This is a genomic window from Asaia sp. As-1742, assembly GCF_011753235.1.
In the GTDB taxonomy this organism is placed as follows: domain Bacteria; phylum Pseudomonadota; class Alphaproteobacteria; order Acetobacterales; family Acetobacteraceae; genus Asaia; species Asaia bogorensis_B.
Genome location: NZ_VWWA01000007.1, coordinates 98389 through 120971 on the forward strand (window position 1 = coordinate 98389; position 22583 = coordinate 120971).

Consider the following 22583-nt stretch of genomic DNA (forward strand, 5'->3'; position numbering starts at 1 on the left):
ATCGCTCACCATGCGCAAACTCGACCCCTTTCTGCTCAGTCTGATCGCCGCCATCGTGCTGGCCACCTTCCTCCCCTGCTCGGGGCCTGTGGCGGTCATCCTGTCGAAACTGACCACATTGCTTATCGCCCTGATGTTCTTTCTGCAGGGCGCAAGGCTCAAGCCCGAGGCCGTGCTGGAAAGCGTACGTGACTGGCGGCTTCAGGGCAGCGTGCTGTCCTGCACGTTTCTGCTCTTTCCCGTGCTGGGTCTTGTGCTTCATGCCCTCATGCCGGGTCTGCTCAAGCCCGATATGTGGCATGGGGTGCTTTTTCTGTGCTGCCTGCCCTCAACCGTGCAAAGCTCGATTGCGCTGACCTCTATCGCGAGAGGCAATGTGCCTGCCTCGATCTGTGCAGCCACGCTGTCGAACCTGCTCGGTATCGTAGCCACGCCTGTTCTGGTTGGGCTTATCGTGCAGAAAGGCAATATCTGGTCGGCCCATGCCATCGTGGATATCGCAACCCAGCTTCTGCTGCCCTTCGGCATCGGGCAGTTGCTGCACAAGCGCCTCGGGGCCTGGGCGCACCGCAACAAGAAACTGCTCTCGCTCAGCGATCGCGGCTCCATCGTGCTGGTGGTCTATACGGCGTTCAGCCATGCCGTGGTGGAAGGGATCTGGCATCGCGTATCGCTTCCTGACCTTGCCCTGACCGCCGGGCTCGATATCGTGCTTCTGGGGCTGGTTCTGCTCCTGTCGCGCCTGATGGGTCGCGCACTTGGCTTTTCGGAAGAAAGCAGCATCTCGCTCATGCTCTGCGGCTCGAAGAAGTCGCTCGCCACCGGTGTGCCGATGGCCAATATCCTGTTTCCGATGTCCGTGGTCGGCACGGTCGTGCTGCCACTCATGATGTATCACCAGATCCAGCTTTTCGTGTGCACGTTGCTGGCTCGACGCCTCGCCTCACGTCCGGAGGCTTAACGCACAGACACCAGGCGCGAGGCTGGAGCGGCGCTTTCCATCCGGGCGCCGTCGTCACCTGTACGCCTTTCCTTACCGCTCTTTCATGGGAAACGCTGGCGACATAAGGGGTTAACCCTCTCATGCGCCGGTTTTGCGACATCACGGTAACGTGATAGCAAAACACTCCGTCGTCCCGAGTGAAGAAGGAAAGCCTGTGATCAAGCAAGACTATGTGCACTCCATGTCGAGACTTCTCGCATGGTTCGACTGGCTCCCGCCATCAGTGGCGTCAACACTCCTGCTGGTTGCCGCCGCGCTCATTGCCCTGCTTTTCAGTCGCCTGATTACCGAGGCGCTGCCGCGTCTGCCGGGTTTGCGTCGCATCGCCTTCATTCACGAGACAATCGCCAGGCTGCAAAACCATGTGCGCCTGCTGCTGATGATCGTGGCGGCCTCTGCGGCCCTGCCGGCCACGACGGGATTTGCCCCCACCACCATCCAGTTTCTGGCGCATTTCTTCGCTTTTGCCGTGATCATCACCATCGGTTTCGGGCTGATCAAGGCGTTCCGCTTCGGCACTGACAAATATCTCGATCGCATCGCCAACCGCGAGCATGTGGATGATATCACGGTTCGCTCGCACCAGACCCAGATCCGCATCCTGCGCCGCCTGATCGAGATTACCTGCGGGGTGATCACCGTGGGTGCCGCGCTCATGGTGTTTGAATCCGTGCGTCAGTATGGCGTGTCGCTGTTCGCCTCGGCGGGTGCCGCCTCGCTGGTCGTCGGTCTCTCGGCCCGTCCTGCCCTGTCCAACCTCATTGCAGGCATCCAGATTGCCATCACCCAGCCCATACGCATGGAGGATATGCTTATCCTCAATGGTGACTGGGCCTATGTGGAAGAGATCAACGCGACCTATGTGGTGCTGCGCACATGGGATCGCCGACGCTATATTGTCCCTATTGCCTATTTCCTTGAGAACCCGTTCCAGAACTGGACGCACAGCTCTCCCTCGCTCATCGGCTCGCTGTTTCTGTGGCTCGATTATCAGACGCCGGTCGATGAGGTCCGTCGCCTCTTTCACGAAGAGCTTGAGAAATCACCCGACTGGGACCGCGACATGAGTTCGGTTGGCTGTCAGGTGGCTGACAGCAATGCGCAGGTGATCTCCATCCGCCTCATTGCGGGAGCTGTTGACGCCAATGGCATGTGGAATCTCTGCTGCGACCTGCGCGAGCGCATGCTCAAGCGCCTGCGTGAGGAACTCCCGCAAGCCCTGCCACGTGGCCGGACGGCTATCGTGCCCGGCGCACCCGCTGAACCTGCCTGGCCTGACTCGCTGGTATCACCTCCGGTCAACCGGCCCGGTCCGGGCGGCGTCATGGGCAGTGGCCAGTATAACGGGCCCGATATCCAGACACGCCGCTGACCCTGACCGCTGCGACACCGGTTGACGTCGAACAGGATCAGACACGCGTTCCACAAGGATCAGCGCTTCATCAGCGGCGCTGATCATCACGCCACAAGCCCCGACAAAGGCTCGTCAGGGCGCCCTTGGGATAAATCCTTCGTGAGGCCAACATGCCTCACCGGCGGTTTCCCAGCATAACACGCCCCCCTCACGGGGACCGGCGTGAAAAATGATGGTTTTCGATCAGTTTTTCACCCTGCCGCGACAGACGTTCTGCCTAGGGTCTCGCAGTCGAACCCGACGCTGACACAAGCCTCTCGCCTGCGTATGCAAGGGAGCAAGCAGCCAGAGCGGGTTTGTCCTGAAGGAGGAGCCCAAAGGTGAAACTGGTTCTTGACCCCTATATGCAGCGCCATCTCTCTTTGCCCGATATCGCCCGTGCGACGGCGGGATACGGATTTGATGGCATCGAGCTCTCGCCCCGTGCCGATTTTCTGGACTGGTGGGTGATGCCGCGCGCCACGTCCCAACGCATACGCGACTTCAGGAAAGCGCTGCGCGATAACGGAACCGAGCTCACCACGCTTCAGCCCATGTATCGCTGGTCCAGTCCGATCGAGGAAGAACGTCAGGCCGCCATGCGCTACTGGCGCCGCGCCATCGAGATTGCCTCGGAGATGGAATGCAGGATCATGGTGTCCGAATTCGGTCGCGGCACCTCGCCCGAACGCGCAGCCGGCCTGCCGCCCGGTATCGCCACGCCCGAAACCTGCGAGGCCGCTTTCTGGCGCTCGATGGATGATCTGGTGCCTCTGCTGGAGCGCTCGGGCATCACGCTCTCTCTCGAACCGCATCCGGAAGACTGGGTCGAAACCTTCCATCCGGCCATCGATATCATCCGCAATATCGGCTCGGACGCGGTCAGGATGTCCTACATCGTGCCGCACACCTTTTTCTACGGTGAGGATATGGCGGCCATGCTGCGTGAGGCAGCAGATATTCTGGTGCATATCCGGGTGGCTGATACATTCGACCACCGCAAGTCGTCAGAGCTGCGCTACATCGTCAACCCGCCGGGCGCAAAGGTGCGGGTGCACCAGCATCTCGATATCGGGCAGGGCGAAATTGACTGGGCCACGTTCTTCGACACGCTGGCCGAGATCCGTTTTGACGGGGTTCTCTCCTCCTGTGTGTTTGCCTGGGAAGACAGGGCAGAGGACTCCACGCGCTTCATGCTCAGCACCATGCGCAAGGAACTGACTCAACGCGGTATGATGTGACGATGCACACCCCCGGCGCGGCTTACCCCAGTACCGCGCCTGATGTCAGATGTCTTTCGGCAGGCGCTGTACGCGCGAGCGCAGAAGCTGTTCCTCGAAATCGAGCTCCTGCTGCAGTTCCCATTCTGTCTGATCGTTGATTCCCCGCTCCACAAACAGCCGGTGCAGGGTCTGGCGCTGGGCCCGCAGCAGCAGCAGGCGGGTCGCGAGCTCCAGCCTCTCCCGGCGCAATGACAGGCTGCGGCTCATGAGCGAAGCCTGTGGCGCCTCATCGATCTGGCTCAGGCGGTTCTGATAATTCTGCTCCAGCCGGTCCAGCACATCAATCCTGAGCGCATTATCGGCTGGCTCCGCCTGGCTGTCCTGTGTGCAACGCGTCTTTTCATCATGCAGAAGGGTGACGGCCGTATGGAGCAGGGCCTGACGGGCCGCGTTCTCCTCTGCCGCATGGCGCTCCATGCCGCGCTTGGGCAGAAACAGGATGCAAAGCGGCATGAGCAGCCCGGCACCGACCAGCGAGATTACAATGACCCCTGCCGCAATGGTGATCAGCAGGTCACGTGAGGGAAACGCCCCCATGTCACTCCCAAGCGCAGGCAATGACAATACGGCCGCCAGTGTCACGGCCCCGCGTACCCCTGCAAAGGTGAGCAGTACGGAACCCAGAAAATCGGGCCAGACAAACGGCGTATGGCTCCATCGGGCCACGAGCCAACGGCGCAGGATGGAGCACCAGATACCGATAAAGCGCAGCAGGGTCATGATCAGATAGATCGCGCCGATCAGGGCCAGCAATTGCAGGATGGAAACCTGCCGCTCATGCGCCATCTGCACCCCACCCCGCATCAGCGCCGGCAATTGCAGCCCGAGCAGCAGGAAGATGAGCGCATTGAAAATGTAATTGACCATACCCCAGACCGTGGTGGCCTGAAGCCGCGTGGCGGTATTGGTCTCCTCGATCATGCCCATCATCTTGATGACCATGCAGGCCGCAACAGAAGCCAGAATACCCGAGCAATGCACCCGCTCGGCCACGATATAGGTCACGAAAGGCAGCAGGATCATGAGCGTGATCTGCAAGGGCGGGTCATCGAAACCACGTCGTAGCAGAATCCGGTTGAGGCGCGCCGAGACATAGGCAATGACCGCCCCGATCGCGAGGCCACCAAACGCCACGAGCAGAAATGAATCGAAGGCCTGACGATAGGAGAACTCCCCCGTCATGGCGGCCGCCGTGGCGAAGCGGAAACAGACCAGCCCGGAAGCATCATTGAACAGCGCCTCACCCGAAAGCACATGGATCATGCGCTCAGGCACATGCTTTCCCGCCAGCAGGCTCGACACCGCCACTGTGTCGGTAGGTGAGAGCGCGGCGGCGAGCGCAAAACAGCAGGGCAGATCGAGCGTCGGGATCAGCCAGTGAATGGCGTAGCCACAGCAGATGGTGCTGAACACGACCAGCCCGAAGGCCAGAAAGAAGATCGTGCCGCGCAATTCATGGAATTCGCGCAACGGCATACGAAACGCGTCGGCAAAAAGCAGTGGCGGCAGAAAGACCAGCATGAAAAGGTCAGGACGCAGGCCTATCCTGACGCCCAGAAGGGCTGCCGCCACACCCAGAACGATCTGGATGAGCGGCAGGGGAATGCGGTTTTTCAGTGCTTTGGCCAGCAGACTGCTTGCCGCAGCGAACAGGAGAAGAAGCAGGATATTATCGGCAGGAATCATGACTGAGGCGATGTCCGGGTGTCCCGCCGCACGGCATGCAGCGCTTCCTTCTTTCCGACGGCGCGCAACGCACATGAATGCGCTACAATGCGGTCATGAGCTCGTTCCGCTTTCTGCACGCCGCCGATCTTCATCTCGATAGCCCACTTCGCGGGCTTGAACGTCATGACGGTTTGTCCATGGAGCGCATACGCGATGCCTCGCGACGAGCACTCGACAATATGGTGGAGATCGCCATCTCTCATAATGTGGCGTTCGTCGTCATCGCAGGGGACCTGTATGACGGCAACTGGAAAACGATCAGCACAGGACGCTACATGGCCCAGGCGCTGGGTCGGCTCATCCGGCACGGCATCCGCGTCTTTCTGCTTCAGGGCAATCATGATGCCGCCTCGATCCTGACGCGCGACCTGCCACTGCAGCAGGGGATCGACCGTTTTCCCTCGCGCAAACCGGGCAGTTTTCTCATCGATTCCCTTGGCGTTGCCCTGCATGGCCAGAGCTTTGCCGATCGCCATGTCCCGCATGATATGACCCCTGCCTATCCCGCACCGGTGGAGGGATATTTCAATATCGGGGTTCTGCACACGTCACTTTCAGGTCATGGCGAGCACGAGACCTATGCCCCCTGCACGCCAGACGGGCTGCGTGCCAAAGCCTATGATTACTGGGCGCTGGGCCACGTCCATGAGCGCATGATTCTCGATAACGGCACGCCGATCGTCTATCCCGGCGTGCTTCAGGGGCGTCACATACGCGAAACAGGCGAGAAAGGCGTCGTGCTCGTCACGGTCGAGGACCATCGTGTGACCTCGATCGATCCAGTCCCCTGCGATGTGGTGCGCTGGGTCGAAACGCGTTTCGACTGCGCCAATTTCATCCACGAGCCCGATCTGCATCAGCATGTCGGGGCCCTGTTTCAGGATATCGCCCGCGCTCATCCCGATCATCTTTGCGTGCTGCGTCTCGTTCTATGTGGCCAGACCGCCCTGCATGACACGCTCAGGCGTCAGGGGGCGTCGCTGCGCGAAACAATTCAGCATCTCGCGGCCATGAGTGGCGGCGAAATTGAGCTGGAAAAACTCGTTCTCGACACAGCCCCGCTCATGGCATCGGGTTCAGGTGCCTCCGATGGCGTCCTGCCGGATGACAGCGCCCTTTCCGCCCTGATCCATCGTGCCACGCAGGATGCTGCGCTTCTGGACGATATCGGCCGCGATCTTGATCTGTGCCTCAAGACGCTGAACCTCGGTGAAATCGCGCCCAACTCCCTGCTCGATCATATCGAGCGGCGCGACTGGGCCGCGATTCTGCCGGGGCTGGAAAATGCGCTCTGTGAGAAGCTCTCCGGCCATTCGGAGAACGAGGCCTCCCATGATGCGGGATACGATCCCAAGGGCCTTTCCAGCTTGCGTGACGCCACGCAGGGAGAGACGCCATGAGAATCGCGCAGCTTGATCTGATCCGCTATGGCCGCTTTGCCGACCGCCACTACGATTTCACGGCGTCTCAAACCGATCTGCACGTGCTGTACGGGGCGAATGAGGCAGGAAAATCCATGACGCTTCAGGCGATAGGCGATCTGCTTTTCGGCTTTCCGCACAACAAGGCGCAGGACTGGCGTTTTGATGCCGCCCAGCTGCGCATCGGCGGTGTGATGGAGCATGACGGGCACTCTTTCGGCGCGATCCGCAAGCGCGGCACCAAGCAGACCCTTCTGGCACCCGATGGCACGACACCGCTTGATGAAAACGGGCTTATCCGTTGTCTGGGCGGTGTGGACCGTGCGGCGTTCGAGCGCCAGTGGAGCCTCGATCATCAGCGCCTGCGCCTTGGTGGCGATGCCATGGCACGTTTTGAGGATGATCTGGGCCAGCAGCTTCTGGCCGCGGGGTTCGGGCTTGAGAACGTTCAGTCTGTGCTTGACCAGCTTGACTCTGAATCAGGTGCTCTGTGGAAGAAGAACGGACGCGGCACGCGGCTTAATGCCCTGCGTACGCGCCTGACCGATGCCCGCACACGCCTGACTGCCGCAGAAAAGGACAGCCAGCGCTGGACTGCGCTCAACCGCGAATCTGATGAGGTGACGGCGTCACTTGGCCAGATCCAGGGCCTGCTGCGCGAGACCCTGGCCGAGCGCAGCGGGCTCGAGCGCCTGACCCGGCTGCGAGGCGACCTTGAACGACATGCTGCACTGACAGCCTCGCTGGAAGCTGAACCACCCCCGGTTTTCTCGCCAGACGATCACACCCTGTTTGACGAACAACTGGGGCGTCTTGTCGCTGCGCAGCAGAAAGCCGACCGGCTGGCGGAGCTGCGCGAAAGCCTTATCTCCATGCGGGCAGCCTGCACCCCCGATCTCGCCCTTCTATCCCATGAAGCGACAATCGACGCGCTGGAAAGGCAGGAGCACGACCTTGCCCCGGCAAGACGTCGCTGGCCCGAGCAGGAGCAGAAACTGGCCGATCTCGATTTCTCACTGCGCCGCGAAGGGCTGCGCGGAGAATACGAGGAAATTCTTTCGGCCCTTCCCACACCTGAATCCCTCGCAAGGCTGCGCCCCCTCGCCCTGCGTCACGATATGCTGATCCAGCGCGAGGCCGAATCCCGTACGGCGCGTCTCGCCGCCGAGGAACGCCTCGCTTTGGCAAAATCGCGCGCCGGCGCTGAGGAAACACGCCCTCTTTCCTCGCTGCAGATCGCCTTGCAGCAGGCTGAAAGACGCGATGGCATCGATGCCGAACTGGCCAGCCTTGATCGCGAGAAACAGGCTGCAGAGACCTCCCTCGCCCAGTCATGGCGCGACCTCGCCCCCTGGCAGGGTACGATCGACGCGCTGCAGGGTATGGCTATCCCCGATGCCCCCTCACTGGAAGCCCAGAGCCGCCTGTGGCGTGATTTGCAGAGCCGCGACGCTGCACTGAATGAAGCGCTCGACACTGTCGGTCATGCTCTGGCGCGACAAAATCTCGCCAGAACCCATCTGGAGCAACGGCAGATCGTCTCGCTCGGCGCTCTGAAAGAAGCCAGAGCCCAGCGCGACACCCTGTTCGAGGCCTTCGCCCATGATTCCCGTGACAGATCAGCACGCAGCGCCTTCATCGAGGCACGCGACCATGCCGATCATCTGGCCGACAAACGCTTCGACGAGGCCGAGGAATCGGCCAAACTTACCCAGATCGAACAGGAAATCGAACGCCTTTCCCTCGATCGTGCGCATCTCGTCACACAGCGCGATGCCCTTGGGGCAGAAACCGAAAAGACGACCGCATCCTGGCATGAGGAATGCGCGAATCGCGCCCTGCCGGTGCTTGAGCCGGAACGGTTGCGCGGCTGGCTGGCCCTGCGTGCCACGGCACTCAGGAACCATGACGCCGTGCAGCAGGTGATCATGCGCCGGACCGAACGTGCCGCCCAACACAGCGCTGCGCTCGACATCCTGCGCAATGTCCTGCCTGACATGCCGGACTTCACCCTTGTCAGCGATGCGCTGGTCTGGGCTCAGGCGCGCCGCCAGACATGGCAGCAGGAAGCCGATCGTCTGGCCCGCATCCGGGCCGATATCGAGCAGGAGCAGCGCAGTCTGGAGAGCGAACTCAGAAAAGCCCAATCCCTGCACGACGAACAGGCCGCGCTTAAAGCGGAATGGTCATTGCAGGCCGGTACCGACAGCAGCACAACGGCAATCATCCCGCTGCAATCGGCAGAAGCCATCGACCGTCTTTCGGCCCTGCACGGTGCTGCAAGCGAAGCCGCCCGACTGCATCAGACCCTTGAAGCCCAGAAACAGGCTGATAACGCGCTCGGCCGTGCCATTGCCGCTTTCGCAAAAAACCTGCCGGGGCATGAGGCCCTCAGCCATCTCGATAGCGCAGCCTGTCTCGACCGTCTTGCCACCCTGCTGCGCACCGCCCGGACGGATCGTGACAAGGCTGCTGCTCATGATGCCGATCTGGCACGAAACCTTGCAGCCCTTAAGGAGGCACAGAACGCCTGCGAGGTGCTGCGACAGGCCTTCCTCGCTTTCGCGCGCAGGATGCCGGATCACGAACCCGCAACAGGGAGCGTGGATGCGGCCATGATCGAAAAGCTTCGCGTGCGGATCGAGCATGAAAAGGTCCGACAGGCAGCGCTGGATGAAAAAACAGCCCTTGAGCGTCGTATCGCTCTGGAGCGCGATGCCCCTGAACTCGATCAGCTTCAGGAACAGGCCAGAACCCTGCCGCCCGATCTCGTAAGCCTTCGCCTCTCTGAACTCACGAGTGACTATGAAGCCGCCGAGCGCCGCCGTGAGGAGAACCTCAAACGTCAGGGTGAAATCGCCAATGACATGCGCCAGATCGAACAGGCTCATAATGCCCGTGATGCCGCCCTGGATATCGAGACCTGCCGCACCGAGATGGCCAATGCCGCCGAGGCCTGGGCCAGTGCGCGTATCCAGTCGATGATCCTGAGCCATGTGGCGCGCCTTCAGCGCGACGAGAACACCAACCCCCTGTTGAAATCGGCCGAGTCCCTGTTTGCTGCGCTGACCTGCGGGCGATATCGCAGGCTTACCATCGCCGAGGATGGCAGGGCGCCTGAACTGGCTGCGATGCTGGAAGATGAAAAACTGATCCGCCCCGGTGCCATGAGCGAAGGCACACGCGACCAGCTCTTTCTGAGCCTGCGCCTTGCGGCCCTCAATCAGGCGCAAGCGCGCGGCATCACCCTGCCTTTCATTGCCGATGACCTGTTCATCACTTTCGATGAGGCCCGTGCCGAGGCCGGTTTCAGAACGCTCGCCGCGCAATCGCAGCGCAACCAGATCCTGTTTCTGACCCATCACGCCCATCTGGCCGACATGGCCGCCTCATTTGGCGCAACACGACACAGCGTATAGTCTTGCCTGCATGGATTATCGTACGATCTTCATTACCGGCGCGGCTTCGGGTATCGGCCGTGCCCTTGCCCTTGCGCTCTCTGCGCCCGATTGCGTCCTCTACCTTGCCGATTGCAATGCCACGGGGCTGCAAGCCACCCGGCAGGGCTGCATGGAGAAAGGGGCAACCGCCCACATCACCTGTCTTGACGTCACGGATCGTGAGGCGATGACGCGATGGTGTTCGCAGGGTGCAGAACACGACGTCGATCTGGTTCTGGTCTGCGCCGGGGTTACTGGCGGCGTGAGCGCGGTGGACCAGGACGGCGCGGCCTTTGAGACAGGCGACCAGATCAGGCGCATGATGGCGGTCAATATGGATGGCGCACTCAATGCCATCCTGCCCATGATGGCGCGGATGCGCGACCAGCCTCTGCGCAAAATGGGGCAGTTTCGCAAACAACGGGGTCAGATCTGTGCCATTGCCTCGGTGGCCGGCCTGGTCTCCTATCCCGGCACCCCTTCCTACTCAGCCTCGAAAGCCGCGCTCGACCGTTTCCTTGTGGCCAGCGGGGCCTATAGCCGCCGTGCCGGTATCTATCTGTCGAGCGTGTGCTGCAGCTTTGTCGCGACTCCCATGGTCGCGCAGAACCACTTTCCCATGCCGGGCCTGATGCGTGTCGAAAACGCAACGGCCCATATCCTGCATGGCCTCGCCCGACGAAAGAGACGTATCATCTTCCCTTCCTGGCTGGTGCTTGGGTCACGCTTCATGGACATCCTGCCCGTGCGTCTGGCCGAACTTTACTATCAGCATCAGCCGACAGGCCGACCGGGTTCCATGCCGGGCATCGATAATCCGGCCTGCAAGGATATGCCCCCTCCGACCCCCACAACGCCTTCCAACCCCGCATCCCCCCCCCCCCCCGGGAACGCCCGATTGACCGTCAGGATGAGGCCACCTGAAGACGGGGCGGGCGCCGACACGCCCCCTTGAAGAGGGTCATTGTGACAAGATGACGAAAAGATAACCGGGTTACACGCTGATACGAAGTATTCCTCCGAATTTTTTGCTATGGAGGCGAAATGAATTTGTGTCGTCTCTTCATCATGCGCCCCGTGGCGACGATTCTGCTCGCCCTGTCTCTGCTCGCAGCCGGAGCCATCTGCTATCCGCTGATGCCGGTTGCCAACCTGCCCGACATCGGCTCCTCGACGATCAATATCGAGATCGAGCAGCCCGGCGCCAGCCCGGAGCAGATGGTCAGCTCTGTCACGACCCCGCTCGAGCGCTATCTAGGCCAGATTGCCGGGGTGAAGCAGATCGAGTCCGACAGCGAAAACAGCTTTGCCTATATCCGGGTCGATTTTGTGGGATCACGCAATATCGATGGTGCCCTGCGTGACGTGCAGGCCGCCCTGCGTGCCGCGCGGGCCGACCTGCCGCAGGGCACGCTCGACCGTGACCCCTTTGCCTACAAGGAAGATCCGACCTCACAGCCGGTCTATCTGCTTTCCCTGACATCTGACGTGATGACGCTGCCGAAGCTGTATGATCTCGCGCAGATACGCGTCAAACCCCTGCTGGCGCAGATCAAGGGCGTGGGCCATGTGCAGGCCGTGGGCTCCGCCGACCCCGCCGTACGCGTCGATGTGAACCCATATGCCCTCTACAAATGGGGTATCGGTTTCGAGGACGTGCGTCAGGCGCTTGCATCGGCCAACGCCAATACGCCCAAGGGATTTCTTGATTCGGGCGGCCAGCGCATGATGCTGGAGACGAATGACCAGGCCGAGCACGCGGCTCAGTACCGTGACCTGATCATCGGCTACCGCAACAATCTCAATCCCATCAAGCTGTCCTCCGTCGCCGAGGTGACCGACAGCGTTCAGGACCTCTATCAGGCCGGGTATTTCAACAACAAGCGCGCCATCACGCTTATCGTGCGCGGGCAGCCCAAGGCCAATACGGTCAAGATTGTCGATGCCGTGAAGGAACGCATGACCGTGCTGCGTTCGGTTCTGCCTCCCGGTGTCCAGATGGATACGGCCATTGACCTCTCATCGAGCATACGCGCCTCGATGGACGACACACAGCTGACGCTTGGCGTGTCCATCATTCTCGTGATCGGGGTGATTCTGGTCTTTCTGCGCCGTCTGCGCTCGACCATCATCCCTGCCGTGACCGTGCCGATTGCCCTTGTCGGCACGATTGCCGTCATGAAGTGGGAGCACTTCACTCTCGATATCATGTCGCTCATGGCGCTTACCATTGCGGTCGGTTTCGTGGTGGATGACGCTATCGTGGTGCTGGAAAACATCGCCCGCCATATGGAGGCGGGCATGGATCGCATGAGCGCCAGCCTGCGCGGTTCGTCCGAAATCGGCTTTACGGTCCTGTCGATCACGGCCTCGCTCATTGCGGTGTTCATCCCGCTCCTGTTCATCCCTGGTCAGGTCGGCGCGATCTTTTTCGAGTTCGCCATGACCATCGTCTCGGCGCTTCTCATCTCCCTCATCTTGTCCCTCACTCTCACGCCCATGATGTGCGCCTACTGGCTGGACGTGGAGCATGAAGAACCTACCGGAAAAACCCTGCGAGACCGGGTGTTGCGGGCGATCGACTGGGCGCTGGAGGGAATTATCGGCCTCTATGGCCGAACGCTGCGTGTCGCCCTGCGCCATCACGTCCTGACCTTTCTCACCCTGCCGCTGAGCTTTATCGCGCTGGTGGCCTCCATCGTTCTCATGCCCAAGACAGGCATTCCTGCGCAGGATATCGCGCTGGTGGGTGGGTCGATCAGCGGTGACGACACCATGTCGTTCAGCGAGATCACCAAGCGCATCAAGTATGTCGGTGCGGTGATGAAGGATGACCCCGATGTGCTGTCTGTCACGAGCTGGAACAACAGCAGCAGTGACGGACAGCTTTTCGCCCGGCTGAGCGACAAGCGCACCCGCACGCGTACCGATACGCAGATTGTGGAGAGCATACGCAAGAAGCTTGGTGACATGCCGGGCCTGCGCACCTCGTTCTTCTCGGCAGGCGACCCGAATGGCGGCGGCGGTCAGCACCGCAGCGGTGCCTTCCGCTATGTGCTGCGCGATCAGGATGTGGCCGAGTTGAAGCTTTGGGTGCCGCGCCTGGTGGCCCGACTGCGCAAGGAGAAGATGATGTCTTCCGTCATGACCAATATCGAGGGTCATGGCGCGTCGGTCCATGTCAAACTCCGGCGCGATACCGAATCGCGTTATCTGGTGACACCGCAGCTTGTGGGCAATGTGCTCTATGATGCCTATGGCCAGACTGTGGCGTCACGCATCCATACCGAACTCACCACCCATTCCGTGGTGATGGAGGTGGCACGCGCCTATCGTGAATCACCCGAGCAGCTTCGCAGTACGTGGATCTCCACCGCCTCCGGCACGCCGGCAGGTGCTGTGCGCTCCAACCAGATCCGTGTGCGCACAGCGGGCGGCAGCACGGCCTCGACCGCCACACAACTCAGCCAGGCCTCACTGCGCAACGCGATTGCCAACCAGATTACCGGTAACAACTCCAACGGTTCGGCCGTTGCCTCATCGGTCGAGACCATGATCCCGCTCATCAACGTGGCGGATCTGGTCATGGAGCCGACACCGATGGAAATCGATCATCAGGATGGCATGACCTCAACCGCCATCAGCTTCGACCTGATCGATGGCAAGACCTATGAGGATGCCCGCAAGCTGATCGAGGATACACTCAAGAATATGGGTGCTCCTGCGGGTCTGACAGGCGAGTTCTCAGGGCTTGCCGGTGAGACCAAGGACATGCTGATCAACGAGTTGCTCGCCTTCGTGGCAGCGCTCTTTGCCATGTATATCGTGCTCGGGATTCTCTACGAGAGCCTGATCCATCCCTTTACCATTCTCTCCACGCTGCCTTCGGCCGGTATCGGGGCCATTCTGGGGCTCTGGTTTGGAGGAGAGTCGTTCAGTCTCATCGCCATGATCGGCATGATCCTGCTGACCGGCATCGTGAAAAAGAACGCGATCCTGATGATCGATTTCGCGCTCTATGCCGAGAAGGAACTGGGGCACACCCCGCGCGAAGCCATCTATGAAGCCTGCCTTACGCGTTTCAGGCCCATTCTCATGACCACCCTTGCTGCCGCGCTGGGCGCGGTGCCGCTGATGACAGGTCACGGCTATGGGTCGGAAATGCGCCGCCCGCTGGGGATCGCGATTGTGGGCGGCATGCTCATCAGCCAGCTGCTCACGCTTTACACCACCCCGGTCGTCTATCTTTACATGGATGCCATCGGCCGCTTCGGCACGAGAACATGGCATCGCATTTTCCCGTCCCGCCCGGCAGGGCGCCCTGTTTCCACCCCCCTCTCATCCGAAAGCTGACGCCGATCATGTCGCTCCTTTCCTTGTCGCGGGTCCGCCTGCTCGGCACATCTCTGCTCTCTCTCGGGATGGGGAGCGCGACCCTCGGCGGCGTAACCCTGGCAAGCGCACAGGCACAGGCGGCACCGCTGCATTTCTACGCTGCGCCAGCGCTTTCGCCCGATGGCCATTCTCTGGCCTCACTCGACAACATAGAGGCCGTGGGAACTGCCGAGGCGGCACCGGCCAGCCTTGTGATCCGCACCCTGCCCGATGGTCACGTCACAACCGTTGCGCTACCCTGCAAGGATTGTGCGCCCTCCAGCCCCAGCTGGAGCCCCGATGGAACCCGTCTGGCTTTCATCATCCGCCACAAGAACACCCAGAACCGTGAAATCCTGAGCGTTACTGCCGATGGCAAGACCGTAACCAGCCTGATGAAATTCACGGGCTCGCTTCAGGATCTGCGCTACGGCCCCAAGGGGGGCCTTGCCGTTCTCGCCATTGCCAATGCCCGTCGTGACCCCGGTGCCCTGCAGGCTGGTGCGCCCGAGACGGGTGAGATCGACGCAACGGAAGACGAGCAGCGCATCGCAACCATCGAGAAGGACGGTCTTCACTGGCAGTCGCCTGATGGTTTGTATGTCTACGAATATGACTGGCTACCCGACAGCACCCCCGCCTTCATCGGCACGGCAGCACCGGGCAATGGTGATGCCCATTGGTGGTCGGCGCATCTGTCGCGCTTCGCCGATTCAAAAGAACAGGTGCTGTACACCCACCCGCTCTCGCAGCAGATCGGCCTGCCGCTCGTCTCACCCGATGGCCGGAGTGTCAGCTTCGTCGCAGGACTGATGAGCGATTTCGGGTTCTTTGGCGGTGATGCCTTGCAGCTCGATCTGTCACGACCCAAGGCCGCGCCGGTCAATCTGACGCGCACCCTCAAGGCTACGGTAACCGGGCTGAGCTGGTGTCAGGGGCGCCTGATCGCCTCGACCATTGCAGGCCCCATGACCGTCATGCGGTCCATCGATGACAAGCCTCCCCTCATGGCAAGCGCAGATGGCCTGCTCTCCGATGGGGGTGGCGAACCCCGTCTGACCTGCGCAGGCGACCAGAGTGTCGTGATACGCCAGAGCTTCACGAGCCCGCCTGAAATCTGGACCGGTCGCCTTGGGGCATGGCAGCAACTCACGCACTCCAATGACGGCCAGACCGTACCCTACACTGCCTCCAGCGTCAGCTGGGTGAGTGACGGATTCAAGGTACAGGGCTGGCACCTTGCACCCCGGTCACGCCCCGCCGCCATGACCCGCAACGGCAAGGTGCCGATGATCACCATCATTCATGGTGGCCCTTCATCGGCCGTCACACCCCGCTTCCTGCGTCCCACCGGCGATGCGGCCGTGCTGCTCGATGCTGGCTACGATCTGTTCCTGCCCAACCCGCGCGGCAGTTATGGCCAGGGCGAAGCCTTCACCATGGCCAACCGCCGCGATTTCGGTCACGGCGATCTGCGCGACATCCAGCGCGGCATCGATGCGCTGGAAAAGACCGCCCCCATCGACGAAAACCGTCTGGGCGTGACCGGCTATTCCTATGGCGGTTACATGACCATGTGGATCGTGACACAGACAAACCGCTTCAAGGCCGCGGCAGCGGGTGGCGGCATCGCCAACTGGCAGTCCTATTATGGCCAGAATGGTATCGATGCCTGGATGCCGCCCTTTTTCGGGGCCACGGTCTATGATGACCCGGCCATTTATGCCCATTCCTCGCCCATGACTTTCATCAAGCAAGTCAGGACGCCGACCTTTATTTACGTCGGAGCCAATGATGTGGAATGTCCGCCTGCACAAAGTCTCGAGTTCTACCATGCCTTGCGCGCGCTCGGGATTCCGACCAGCCTTGTGATCTATCCCGGTGAAGGGCACGGGATGCGCGGTCACGACCATGCGAGCGATGCACAAAAACGTATGCTGGCATGGTTCAGCCGCTATCTGAATGGAAGCGCTTCCGGCAAGAACGGAGCAAACTGAGCGCAGCCCTGAACGTTGCAGCCGTGAAGCTTTGGAGTTGAGATGCAGACGAGAAACAGGACGGTGATGCCGGGCTTTCTGACCCAGTCAAGGCGGGCCCTGCCAGGCCTGTTTCTGGGGTGCATTCTCTCTGCCAGCGCTCTCTCAGGCTGTGCCCAGGCCCAGACGAAAAACACAACTGCGGCTCTGGCTGCCCCGGCGGCCCAGCCACCACTCCCCGCCCAGGCGGGAGCAGTCTCTTCCGTGCCGGATCATGCGACGACACCGCCCATCGTCATTCCGCCGCTGCCTGTCCTGTCCGAGCACGATGCCCGTCTGGAAGCCAGCCGTCTGACGCTGAGCATGAAGAAATCGGTTTCGCGCTTTACAACCTATACCCCTGAGCAGCGCCAGCGCTTTATCCGCCTTGCCCGTGCCGCCATTGCCAGCACGAATACGCCCATCGACCGCCCCCAGATCCTGATGGTGGTCGATCGCAACCCCAAGGTACAGCGCCTGTGCTTTGTGCTGGCCATGCCGGGCAATGCAGACTGGGAGACTCTGGGGGGGACCCCCGTCTCGACCGGTCGCGCAGGCCGCAAGTTCTATTACATCACCCCCACAGGCGTATTCATCAATTCCCCGGACCGTCTCGGTTACCGTGCCTTGGGCACGAAAAACGAGAACGGCATACGTGGCATTGGTGCCAAAGGCATGCGCGTCTGGGATATGGGCTGGCACAACGCCGTCAAAGGCTGGCTGCCCACCCATGAAACAGGCGATATCAGGCTCGAAATCCACGCGACCGACCCTGACTTCCTGGAACAGCGCCTCGGTCATCCTGCCTCCGAGGGCTGCATACGCATCCCCGCCACCATGAACGTGTTCATGGACAAGAATGGCCTGCTGGATGTGCAATATGAGCAGGCCGCCAGCTACGATACGCGTTTTCGCGCCCTGCTGCCCAAGGATCGCACGCCTACGCCGATCGCGGGCGATGCACTGGTTGTCGTCGATTCAGCCGATGCCGTTCAGGCCATTTCCTCGGCCAGCGTCGGCCATCAGCCTCTGGTCAATCACCACGAAGGCTGAGACCTGACCGCTCAGACAGCCGGAGCGGAATAGGCCAGTCCCGGCAGGCCCTGCTCGAGCGCCTGCGCCACGAGCCGCGCTGCGACAGGCAAGGATCGGGCCTGATCGACGCAGAATCCGAGCGTCAGAGGGCGTATCCGGCTGTGCTCGAGCGGCACAAAGGCGAGTGTCCCGGCCTCGATCTCTGGCAGGACATCGATATAGCTGAGCAGGCTGACCCCGACCCCATGACGGACCAGCGCCCTGATCGCCTCGATATCATCCGAGTCACAGACCGGATTCAGTGCCAATCCAGTTTCCTCGGCCAGCCAGGCAATTTTCTGGCCCAGTGCCAGCGGCGGTCGTGGCGCGATCACAGGGTAGAGGCTGCACTGGCTGAACCGTGCCGTCTGTCCTCTGGTCAGCGGATGGCCGGGTGTCGTGACAAACCCGACGGGAAAGGCAACCGAGGCCCGCACCGCGAGGCGATGCGACACTACAGGATCGAAAACCAGCGCCAGATCTCCCTGCCCTTCGAGCAGGGCCGGCGAAATTTCGTGATTGGTCATGACACGGACGCCCAGCGTCACCCCGGGATGATGCTCGCGTATGGAGGCCACGATACGCGGAACCAGCCCCCTTGCCATTGCCTCCGGAATAAGCAGCGTCACATGGCCGCGCTTGAGCCCCTTGAGATCCTCCATGCGCGTCCGGCAATCCTCGAATTCCCGCTCCCAGCGTCTGACCTGAACCAGCAGCATCTCGCCTGCTGCCGTCAGCCGAAGGCCTGACGGCAGACGTTCGAACAAGGCAGCACCCAGACGGGCCTCACCCTGCAGGATCTGCCGGTCGATGGATGAGGCCGAAATTCCGGTTGCCTCGGCCGCACGCCGGATCGACCCATGCTGCGCCACGGCCAGAAAATAACGCGAGAAACGGGAGAATACCGGCATGGTCGAATGCTCTCTTTTTTGAAACGCCCTGTCAGGAATTTGGATATATCCTCGAACGGGGTGCGCGTGACATGTCTTTGTGACGATCCACTCCTTCTGCGGGGGCTTTCATGTCCGAAACACTCGACCGCCCGGTACAGCTTCCGCGCCAGTGCAGCTTTGATGCGGCCGACTGGGCCATTCTCTCGCGCTTCTGGTATCCCGTCGCGCTGAGCCGCGACATCGGCACCGCTCCTGTCGCAGCCACATTGCTGGATGAAACGCTGGTCATCTATCGTGCGGGTGACGATATCGTGGTGGCACAGGATATCTGCCCGCATCGCGGTGTGCCGCTCAGCCTCGGCACGGGTGATGGCGAGACCATTGCCTGCGCCTATCACGGTTTTCGCTTTGGCGGGTCAGGGCGCTGCGTGCGTGTTCCTGCCCATCCCAGCTCTGCCATACCGGGCAAGCTGCACCTGAAAACCTTCCCTGTGCGTGAGTGCTATGGTCTAGTCTGGACGTGTCTCGCTGGCGAGACGCCCCATGACGTGCCGACCATGCCCCACTGGCATGACCCGGCCTATCAGCAGATCACCTGTCCCTCGATCGACATCGCCGGGTTTGCCGGTCGGCAGGTCGAGGGGTTTCTGGATGTCGCACATTTTGCCTTCGTGCATGCCGACACCTTTGCCGACCCTGATAACCCGGTCGTTCCCCCCTATATGCCGCGGCGGACAGAGGAGGGTTTCGAGGTCGAATATCGCAGTTCGGTCGGCAATTATCCCATTGGCGTAGAAGGGCGTGCCCCTGCGGGTTTTGAATGGCTGCGACACTTCCGGACCTCCCTGCCCTTCACGGCAACGCTGGAGATCCACTTTCCGGAAGATGGCCGTCTGGTGATCATGAATGCCGCCTCACCCGTCTCTGCCCGCAAGACACGCATGTTCGCACCGATCTGCCGCAACTTTGATACCGATATCCCTGTCGAAGCCGTCTATGACTTCAATCGCCGCGTCTTTGAGGAGGATCGTTTGCTCGTGGAGGCCCAAAAGCCCGAATGTCTGCCCCTCGACCCGACGCTCGAGGCCCATGTCATGGCCGATCGCAGCTCGATCGCCTATCGCAAGGGGCTGCGTGATCTGGGGTTGAGCCGGTTCTTTACAGCCTGACGCCATCGCCTCCGCGGTGCATCCGCCTGCATTTCCAGAGGCACGGAGAGCGCACATCGCGAGGCTGCGCAACATCCCCTGCAATGATCGCATGGCTCATGCCCCTAATGGACATGCTTCGAGCCCCCCGTCTGGCTTGTCATGCACGGCATGATCATTTCCTCTGGTGACAGGACTTAGGAGACGATCATGCCAGCTACCAGAACGGAACACGACCTGCTCGGTACACGCGAGGTGCCGGCAGAGGCGTATTACGGTATCCACACGCTGCGCGCTGTCGAGAACTTTCCCATTACCGGACGACAGATCAGCGCCTATCCCGAGCTGATCAATGCCCTCGCCGCCATCAAGCAGGCGGCTGCCCAGAGCAATCATGACCTTGGCCTGCTTGATGCCTCTCGCACCCGCGCCATTATCGCTGCCTGCGAGGATGTGCGCGCTGGCATGCTGCACGACCAGTTCGTGGTCGATGTCATACAGGGCGGGGCGGGCACCTCGACCAACATGAATGCCAACGAGGTCGTCGCCAATCGTGCCCTCGATCATCTGGGACGGGCAAAAGGGGATTACGCAGCGCTTCACCCCATCGATCACGTCAATATGGGCCAGAGCACCAATGACGTTTATCCCACGGCCCTGCGTATTGCCGCCATTCATGGCGTGAACCATCTGACCGATGCCATGAACGTGCTCCGCAAGGCCTTCATGGCCAAGGCGACGGAATTTCATGACATTCTAAAAATGGGCCGTACCCAGCTTCAGGATGCCGTTCCCATGACGCTCGGGCAGGAATTTCACACCTATGCCGTCATGCTGGACGAGGATCAGAAGCGCCTGAAGGAGGCTATTCTCCTGATCAGCGAGATCAATCTGGGCGGTACAGCCATCGGCACCGGCATTGCGGGCCATCCCGCCTTTGCCAGAACCGTCTGCGGCCATCTGAACATGATCACCAACCTGCATCTGCTGACGGCCTCGGATCTGATCGAGGCGACACAGGATTGCGGTGCTTTCGTTCAGGTGTCGGGCGTTCTCAAGCGTTTTGCGGTCAAGATTTCCAAGATCTGCAACGATCTGCGGCTGCTATCTTCTGGCCCTCGCGCCGGGCTGAACGAGATCAACCTGCCGCCCATGCAATCGGGCTCGTCGATCATGCCGGGCAAGATCAATCCCGTCATTCCGGAGGTGGTCAATCAGGTGGCCTTCGAGGTCATCGGCAATGACCTGACCGTCACCATGGCCGCCGAGGCCGGACAGCTACAGCTCAATGCCTTCGAGCCCATCATTGCCCATAGTCTGTTCAAGAGCCTGACCCATCTGCACGCCGCCTGTCTAACACTCGAATCGCGCTGCATCCGTGGCATCACCGCCAATGCCGCCCAGCTTGAGGCGATGGTCACCCATTCGATCGGGCTGGTTACGGTGCTCAACCCCTATATCGGCTACGAAACCGCCACTGCCATCGCGCTCGAAGCCCATCGTACCGGACGCGGCGTGATCGAAATTGTCCGTGAGCGCCAGCTCGTTCCCGAGGAAACCCTGACCCGTATTCTCTCTCCGGAAGGGCTTTGCCATCTGCACAGCTTCTAGGCAGTGCTTCCGCAGACAATTCTCTCAGGGCTCTGCCCTGAAACCCGCCAAAGGGCAGTCGCCCTTTGGATGCCCCTGATCTGGCGTCTGGAAGAAGCCTTGATTTCCCAGGGTGGGATTGACCTCTTCTGACCTGCGCAGGCGCTCCTTAAACGCGTCGGGAGCTTTCCAGAGCGCTGCCGCAACGCCCTCGATCAACGCAATAAAGTCATGTCTGTTGGGCGTACGAGGCGAACCCCGCAGCCATTCGCGATGACGGACGCCTAGTCCGGGGTCTCATCCTGCTTTTCGCTCCAGACCGCCTGCACACCGGGGAGGTGCATCAAGGCTGTCACGACATCATCCGGGGCTTTGAGACCATGTACATGCACCGTCATGATCAGCCGGTCGCTCTCATCGTGACGTTCCTGCGCCATATGGCCCAGCGTGAAGCCAAGTTTCCGGAGCGCAGCACAGACAGGATCGACAAAATCGATATCGGCGGCACCGCGCACGCCAACCTTGAACCCGTGACGTGGCGCGCGTGGGAAATGCAGGAGCCAGCCGGGTGTCAGGAACATGATCAGCAGGTAGCCGATTGTCGTCAGCACCGCGACGATCGTCATTCCCGCGCCGCACGCCATGCCGATAGCCGCTGTCAGCCAGACTGAAGCGGCAGTGGTCAGGCCACGCACCGTATCGCGCCGCATGAAAATGACGCCGCCACCGATAAAGCCGAGGCCCGACACGATCTGGGCCGCAACACGCGACGGATCGACCACCACACGGTCCGGGGTGAGCACATCATCGAAACCGTATTTGGAGATGAGCATGAACAGCGCGGCGGAGACCCCAACCAGCGTATAGGTACGAAACCCCGCTGCCTTCTGGCGATACTCACGCTCAAGCCCGATCAGCGCCGAGAGCAGAAAGGCCAGACCGAGTTCCTGCACCTGCAACAACCCCTCTCCGGGGATATGAGCAAAAAGGGCGGGATGGGTCATGGCTTGGTCTCACAAAACGATGATGCCAGAGGGAGGCAACCCCAAGGCCCGGTGCCCGACCGGCAAGGCCAGAGACAGATACCGGCGGGCAAGGGCCGCGAACGAACCCCATACAGCCGCCTCCCCCCAATCCGGCAGGGCATTGGTGGGAGAATCGACTTATTGCCCCTGGGTGGCAACACCCCATCCTCTTAACTTGATCGAATCGCCATCGAGC

At 61.1% G+C, this 22583-nt stretch carries 14 protein-coding genes; 11 read left to right on the forward strand and 3 right to left on the reverse strand.

Annotation, left to right across the window (positions count from 1 at the left end):
* The first annotated feature begins 10 nt into the window (after window positions 1–10).
* The 3 genes from F3J08_RS11770 (at window position 11) to F3J08_RS11780 (ending at window position 3637) form a co-directional block, all read left to right on the forward strand.
* Window positions 11–961: a bile acid:sodium symporter family protein gene (locus tag F3J08_RS11770; protein WP_023979911.1), complete on the forward strand. Its 951-nt coding sequence runs from the start codon at window positions 11–13 to the stop codon at window positions 959–961.
* 223 nt (window positions 962–1184) lie between these two features.
* The gene (locus tag F3J08_RS11775; RefSeq protein ID WP_122040536.1) at window positions 1185–2375 is read left to right on the forward strand and encodes a mechanosensitive ion channel family protein; all 1191 of its coding nucleotides are present in this window, start codon (window positions 1185–1187) and stop codon (window positions 2373–2375) included.
* A 362-nt stretch (window positions 2376–2737) separates the two neighbouring features.
* Complete coding sequence (locus F3J08_RS11780) at window positions 2738–3637, forward strand: sugar phosphate isomerase/epimerase (protein ID WP_166930141.1); 900 nt, start codon at window positions 2738–2740, stop codon at window positions 3635–3637.
* Between the two features lie 45 nt (window positions 3638–3682).
* Here F3J08_RS11780 and F3J08_RS11785 read toward each other — a convergent pair whose 3' ends face one another.
* Window positions 3683–5365, reverse strand: a complete 1683-nt coding sequence (locus tag F3J08_RS11785) for a Na+/H+ antiporter (RefSeq protein WP_166930142.1) — start codon at window positions 5363–5365, stop codon at window positions 3683–3685.
* A gap of 77 nt (window positions 5366–5442) precedes the next feature.
* Between F3J08_RS11785 and F3J08_RS11790 the strand changes: the two genes are divergently transcribed.
* The 6 genes from F3J08_RS11790 (at window position 5443) to F3J08_RS11815 (ending at window position 17710) form a co-directional block, all read left to right on the forward strand.
* On the forward strand, window positions 5443–6807 hold the full coding sequence (locus F3J08_RS11790; RefSeq protein ID WP_205206961.1) for a DNA repair exonuclease: 1365 nt from the start codon (window positions 5443–5445) through the stop codon (window positions 6805–6807).
* Window positions 6804–10247: a YhaN family protein gene (locus F3J08_RS11795; RefSeq protein ID WP_166930146.1), complete on the forward strand. Its 3444-nt coding sequence runs from the start codon at window positions 6804–6806 to the stop codon at window positions 10245–10247. The genes F3J08_RS11790 and F3J08_RS11795 overlap by 4 nt, the downstream gene beginning before the upstream one ends.
* A 10-nt stretch (window positions 10248–10257) precedes the next feature.
* Window positions 10258–11223, forward strand: a complete 966-nt coding sequence (locus F3J08_RS11800; RefSeq protein ID WP_166930148.1) for an SDR family oxidoreductase — start codon at window positions 10258–10260, stop codon at window positions 11221–11223.
* A gap of 89 nt (window positions 11224–11312) precedes the next feature.
* A complete protein-coding gene (locus tag F3J08_RS11805) occupies window positions 11313–14621 on the forward strand; it encodes an efflux RND transporter permease subunit (RefSeq protein ID WP_166930150.1) in 3309 nt (1102 codons plus the stop codon).
* A gap of 8 nt (window positions 14622–14629) precedes the next feature.
* Window positions 14630–16639 carry a S9 family peptidase gene (locus F3J08_RS11810; RefSeq protein WP_166930152.1) on the forward strand — a complete coding sequence of 670 codons (2010 nt, stop codon included), beginning with the start codon at window positions 14630–14632 and terminating at the stop codon, window positions 16637–16639.
* A gap of 66 nt (window positions 16640–16705) precedes the next feature.
* Window positions 16706–17710, forward strand: a complete 1005-nt coding sequence (locus tag F3J08_RS11815) for a L,D-transpeptidase (protein WP_370458722.1) — start codon at window positions 16706–16708, stop codon at window positions 17708–17710.
* Window positions 17711–17721: 11 nt separating this feature from the next.
* On the opposite strand, the gene F3J08_RS11820 is transcribed toward F3J08_RS11815, so the two are convergent.
* On the reverse strand, window positions 17722–18642 hold the full coding sequence (locus F3J08_RS11820; RefSeq protein WP_166930154.1) for a LysR family transcriptional regulator: 921 nt from the start codon (window positions 18640–18642) through the stop codon (window positions 17722–17724).
* Window positions 18643–18752: 110 nt separating this feature from the next.
* Between F3J08_RS11820 and F3J08_RS11825 the strand changes: the two genes are divergently transcribed.
* Together F3J08_RS11825 and F3J08_RS11830 are read left to right on the forward strand one after the other, a co-directional pair.
* Complete coding sequence (locus F3J08_RS11825) at window positions 18753–19793, forward strand: aromatic ring-hydroxylating dioxygenase subunit alpha (RefSeq protein WP_166930156.1); 1041 nt, start codon at window positions 18753–18755, stop codon at window positions 19791–19793.
* 186 nt (window positions 19794–19979) lie between these two features.
* Entirely contained in the window at window positions 19980–21383 is a 1404-nt protein-coding gene (locus tag F3J08_RS11830; RefSeq protein WP_370458723.1) for an aspartate ammonia-lyase, read from the forward strand.
* A gap of 263 nt (window positions 21384–21646) precedes the next feature.
* On the opposite strand, the gene F3J08_RS11835 is transcribed toward F3J08_RS11830, so the two are convergent.
* A complete protein-coding gene (locus tag F3J08_RS11835) occupies window positions 21647–22366 on the reverse strand; it encodes an MgtC/SapB family protein (RefSeq protein WP_166930160.1) in 720 nt (239 codons plus the stop codon).
* Window positions 22367–22583: the final 217 nt, after the last annotated feature.

Excerpts from the sequence above, each read along its gene's own strand:
- F3J08_RS11770 (WP_023979911.1), top strand. The coding sequence starts at position 11 with ATGCGCAAACTCGACCCCTTTCTGCTCAGTCTGATCGCCGCCATCGTG.
- F3J08_RS11825 (WP_166930156.1), top strand. The coding sequence starts at position 18,753 with ATGTCCGAAACACTCGACCGCCCGGTACAGCTTCCGCGCCAGTGCAGC.
- F3J08_RS11810 (WP_166930152.1), top strand. The coding sequence starts at position 14,630 with ATGTCGCTCCTTTCCTTGTCGCGGGTCCGCCTGCTCGGCACATCTCTG.
- F3J08_RS11835 (WP_166930160.1), bottom strand. The coding sequence starts at position 22,366 with ATGACCCATCCCGCCCTTTTTGCTCATATCCCCGGAGAGGGGTTGTTG.
- F3J08_RS11790 (WP_205206961.1), top strand. The coding sequence starts at position 5,443 with ATGCGCTACAATGCGGTCATGAGCTCGTTCCGCTTTCTGCACGCCGCC.
- F3J08_RS11785 (WP_166930142.1), bottom strand. The coding sequence starts at position 5,365 with ATGATTCCTGCCGATAATATCCTGCTTCTTCTCCTGTTCGCTGCGGCA.
- F3J08_RS11795 (WP_166930146.1), top strand. The coding sequence starts at position 6,804 with ATGAGAATCGCGCAGCTTGATCTGATCCGCTATGGCCGCTTTGCCGAC.
- F3J08_RS11815 (WP_370458722.1), top strand. The coding sequence starts at position 16,706 with ATGCCGGGCTTTCTGACCCAGTCAAGGCGGGCCCTGCCAGGCCTGTTT.
- F3J08_RS11805 (WP_166930150.1), top strand. The coding sequence starts at position 11,313 with ATGAATTTGTGTCGTCTCTTCATCATGCGCCCCGTGGCGACGATTCTG.
- F3J08_RS11800 (WP_166930148.1), top strand. The coding sequence starts at position 10,258 with ATGGATTATCGTACGATCTTCATTACCGGCGCGGCTTCGGGTATCGGC.
- F3J08_RS11820 (WP_166930154.1), bottom strand. The coding sequence starts at position 18,642 with ATGCCGGTATTCTCCCGTTTCTCGCGTTATTTTCTGGCCGTGGCGCAG.
- F3J08_RS11775 (WP_122040536.1), top strand. The coding sequence starts at position 1,185 with ATGTCGAGACTTCTCGCATGGTTCGACTGGCTCCCGCCATCAGTGGCG.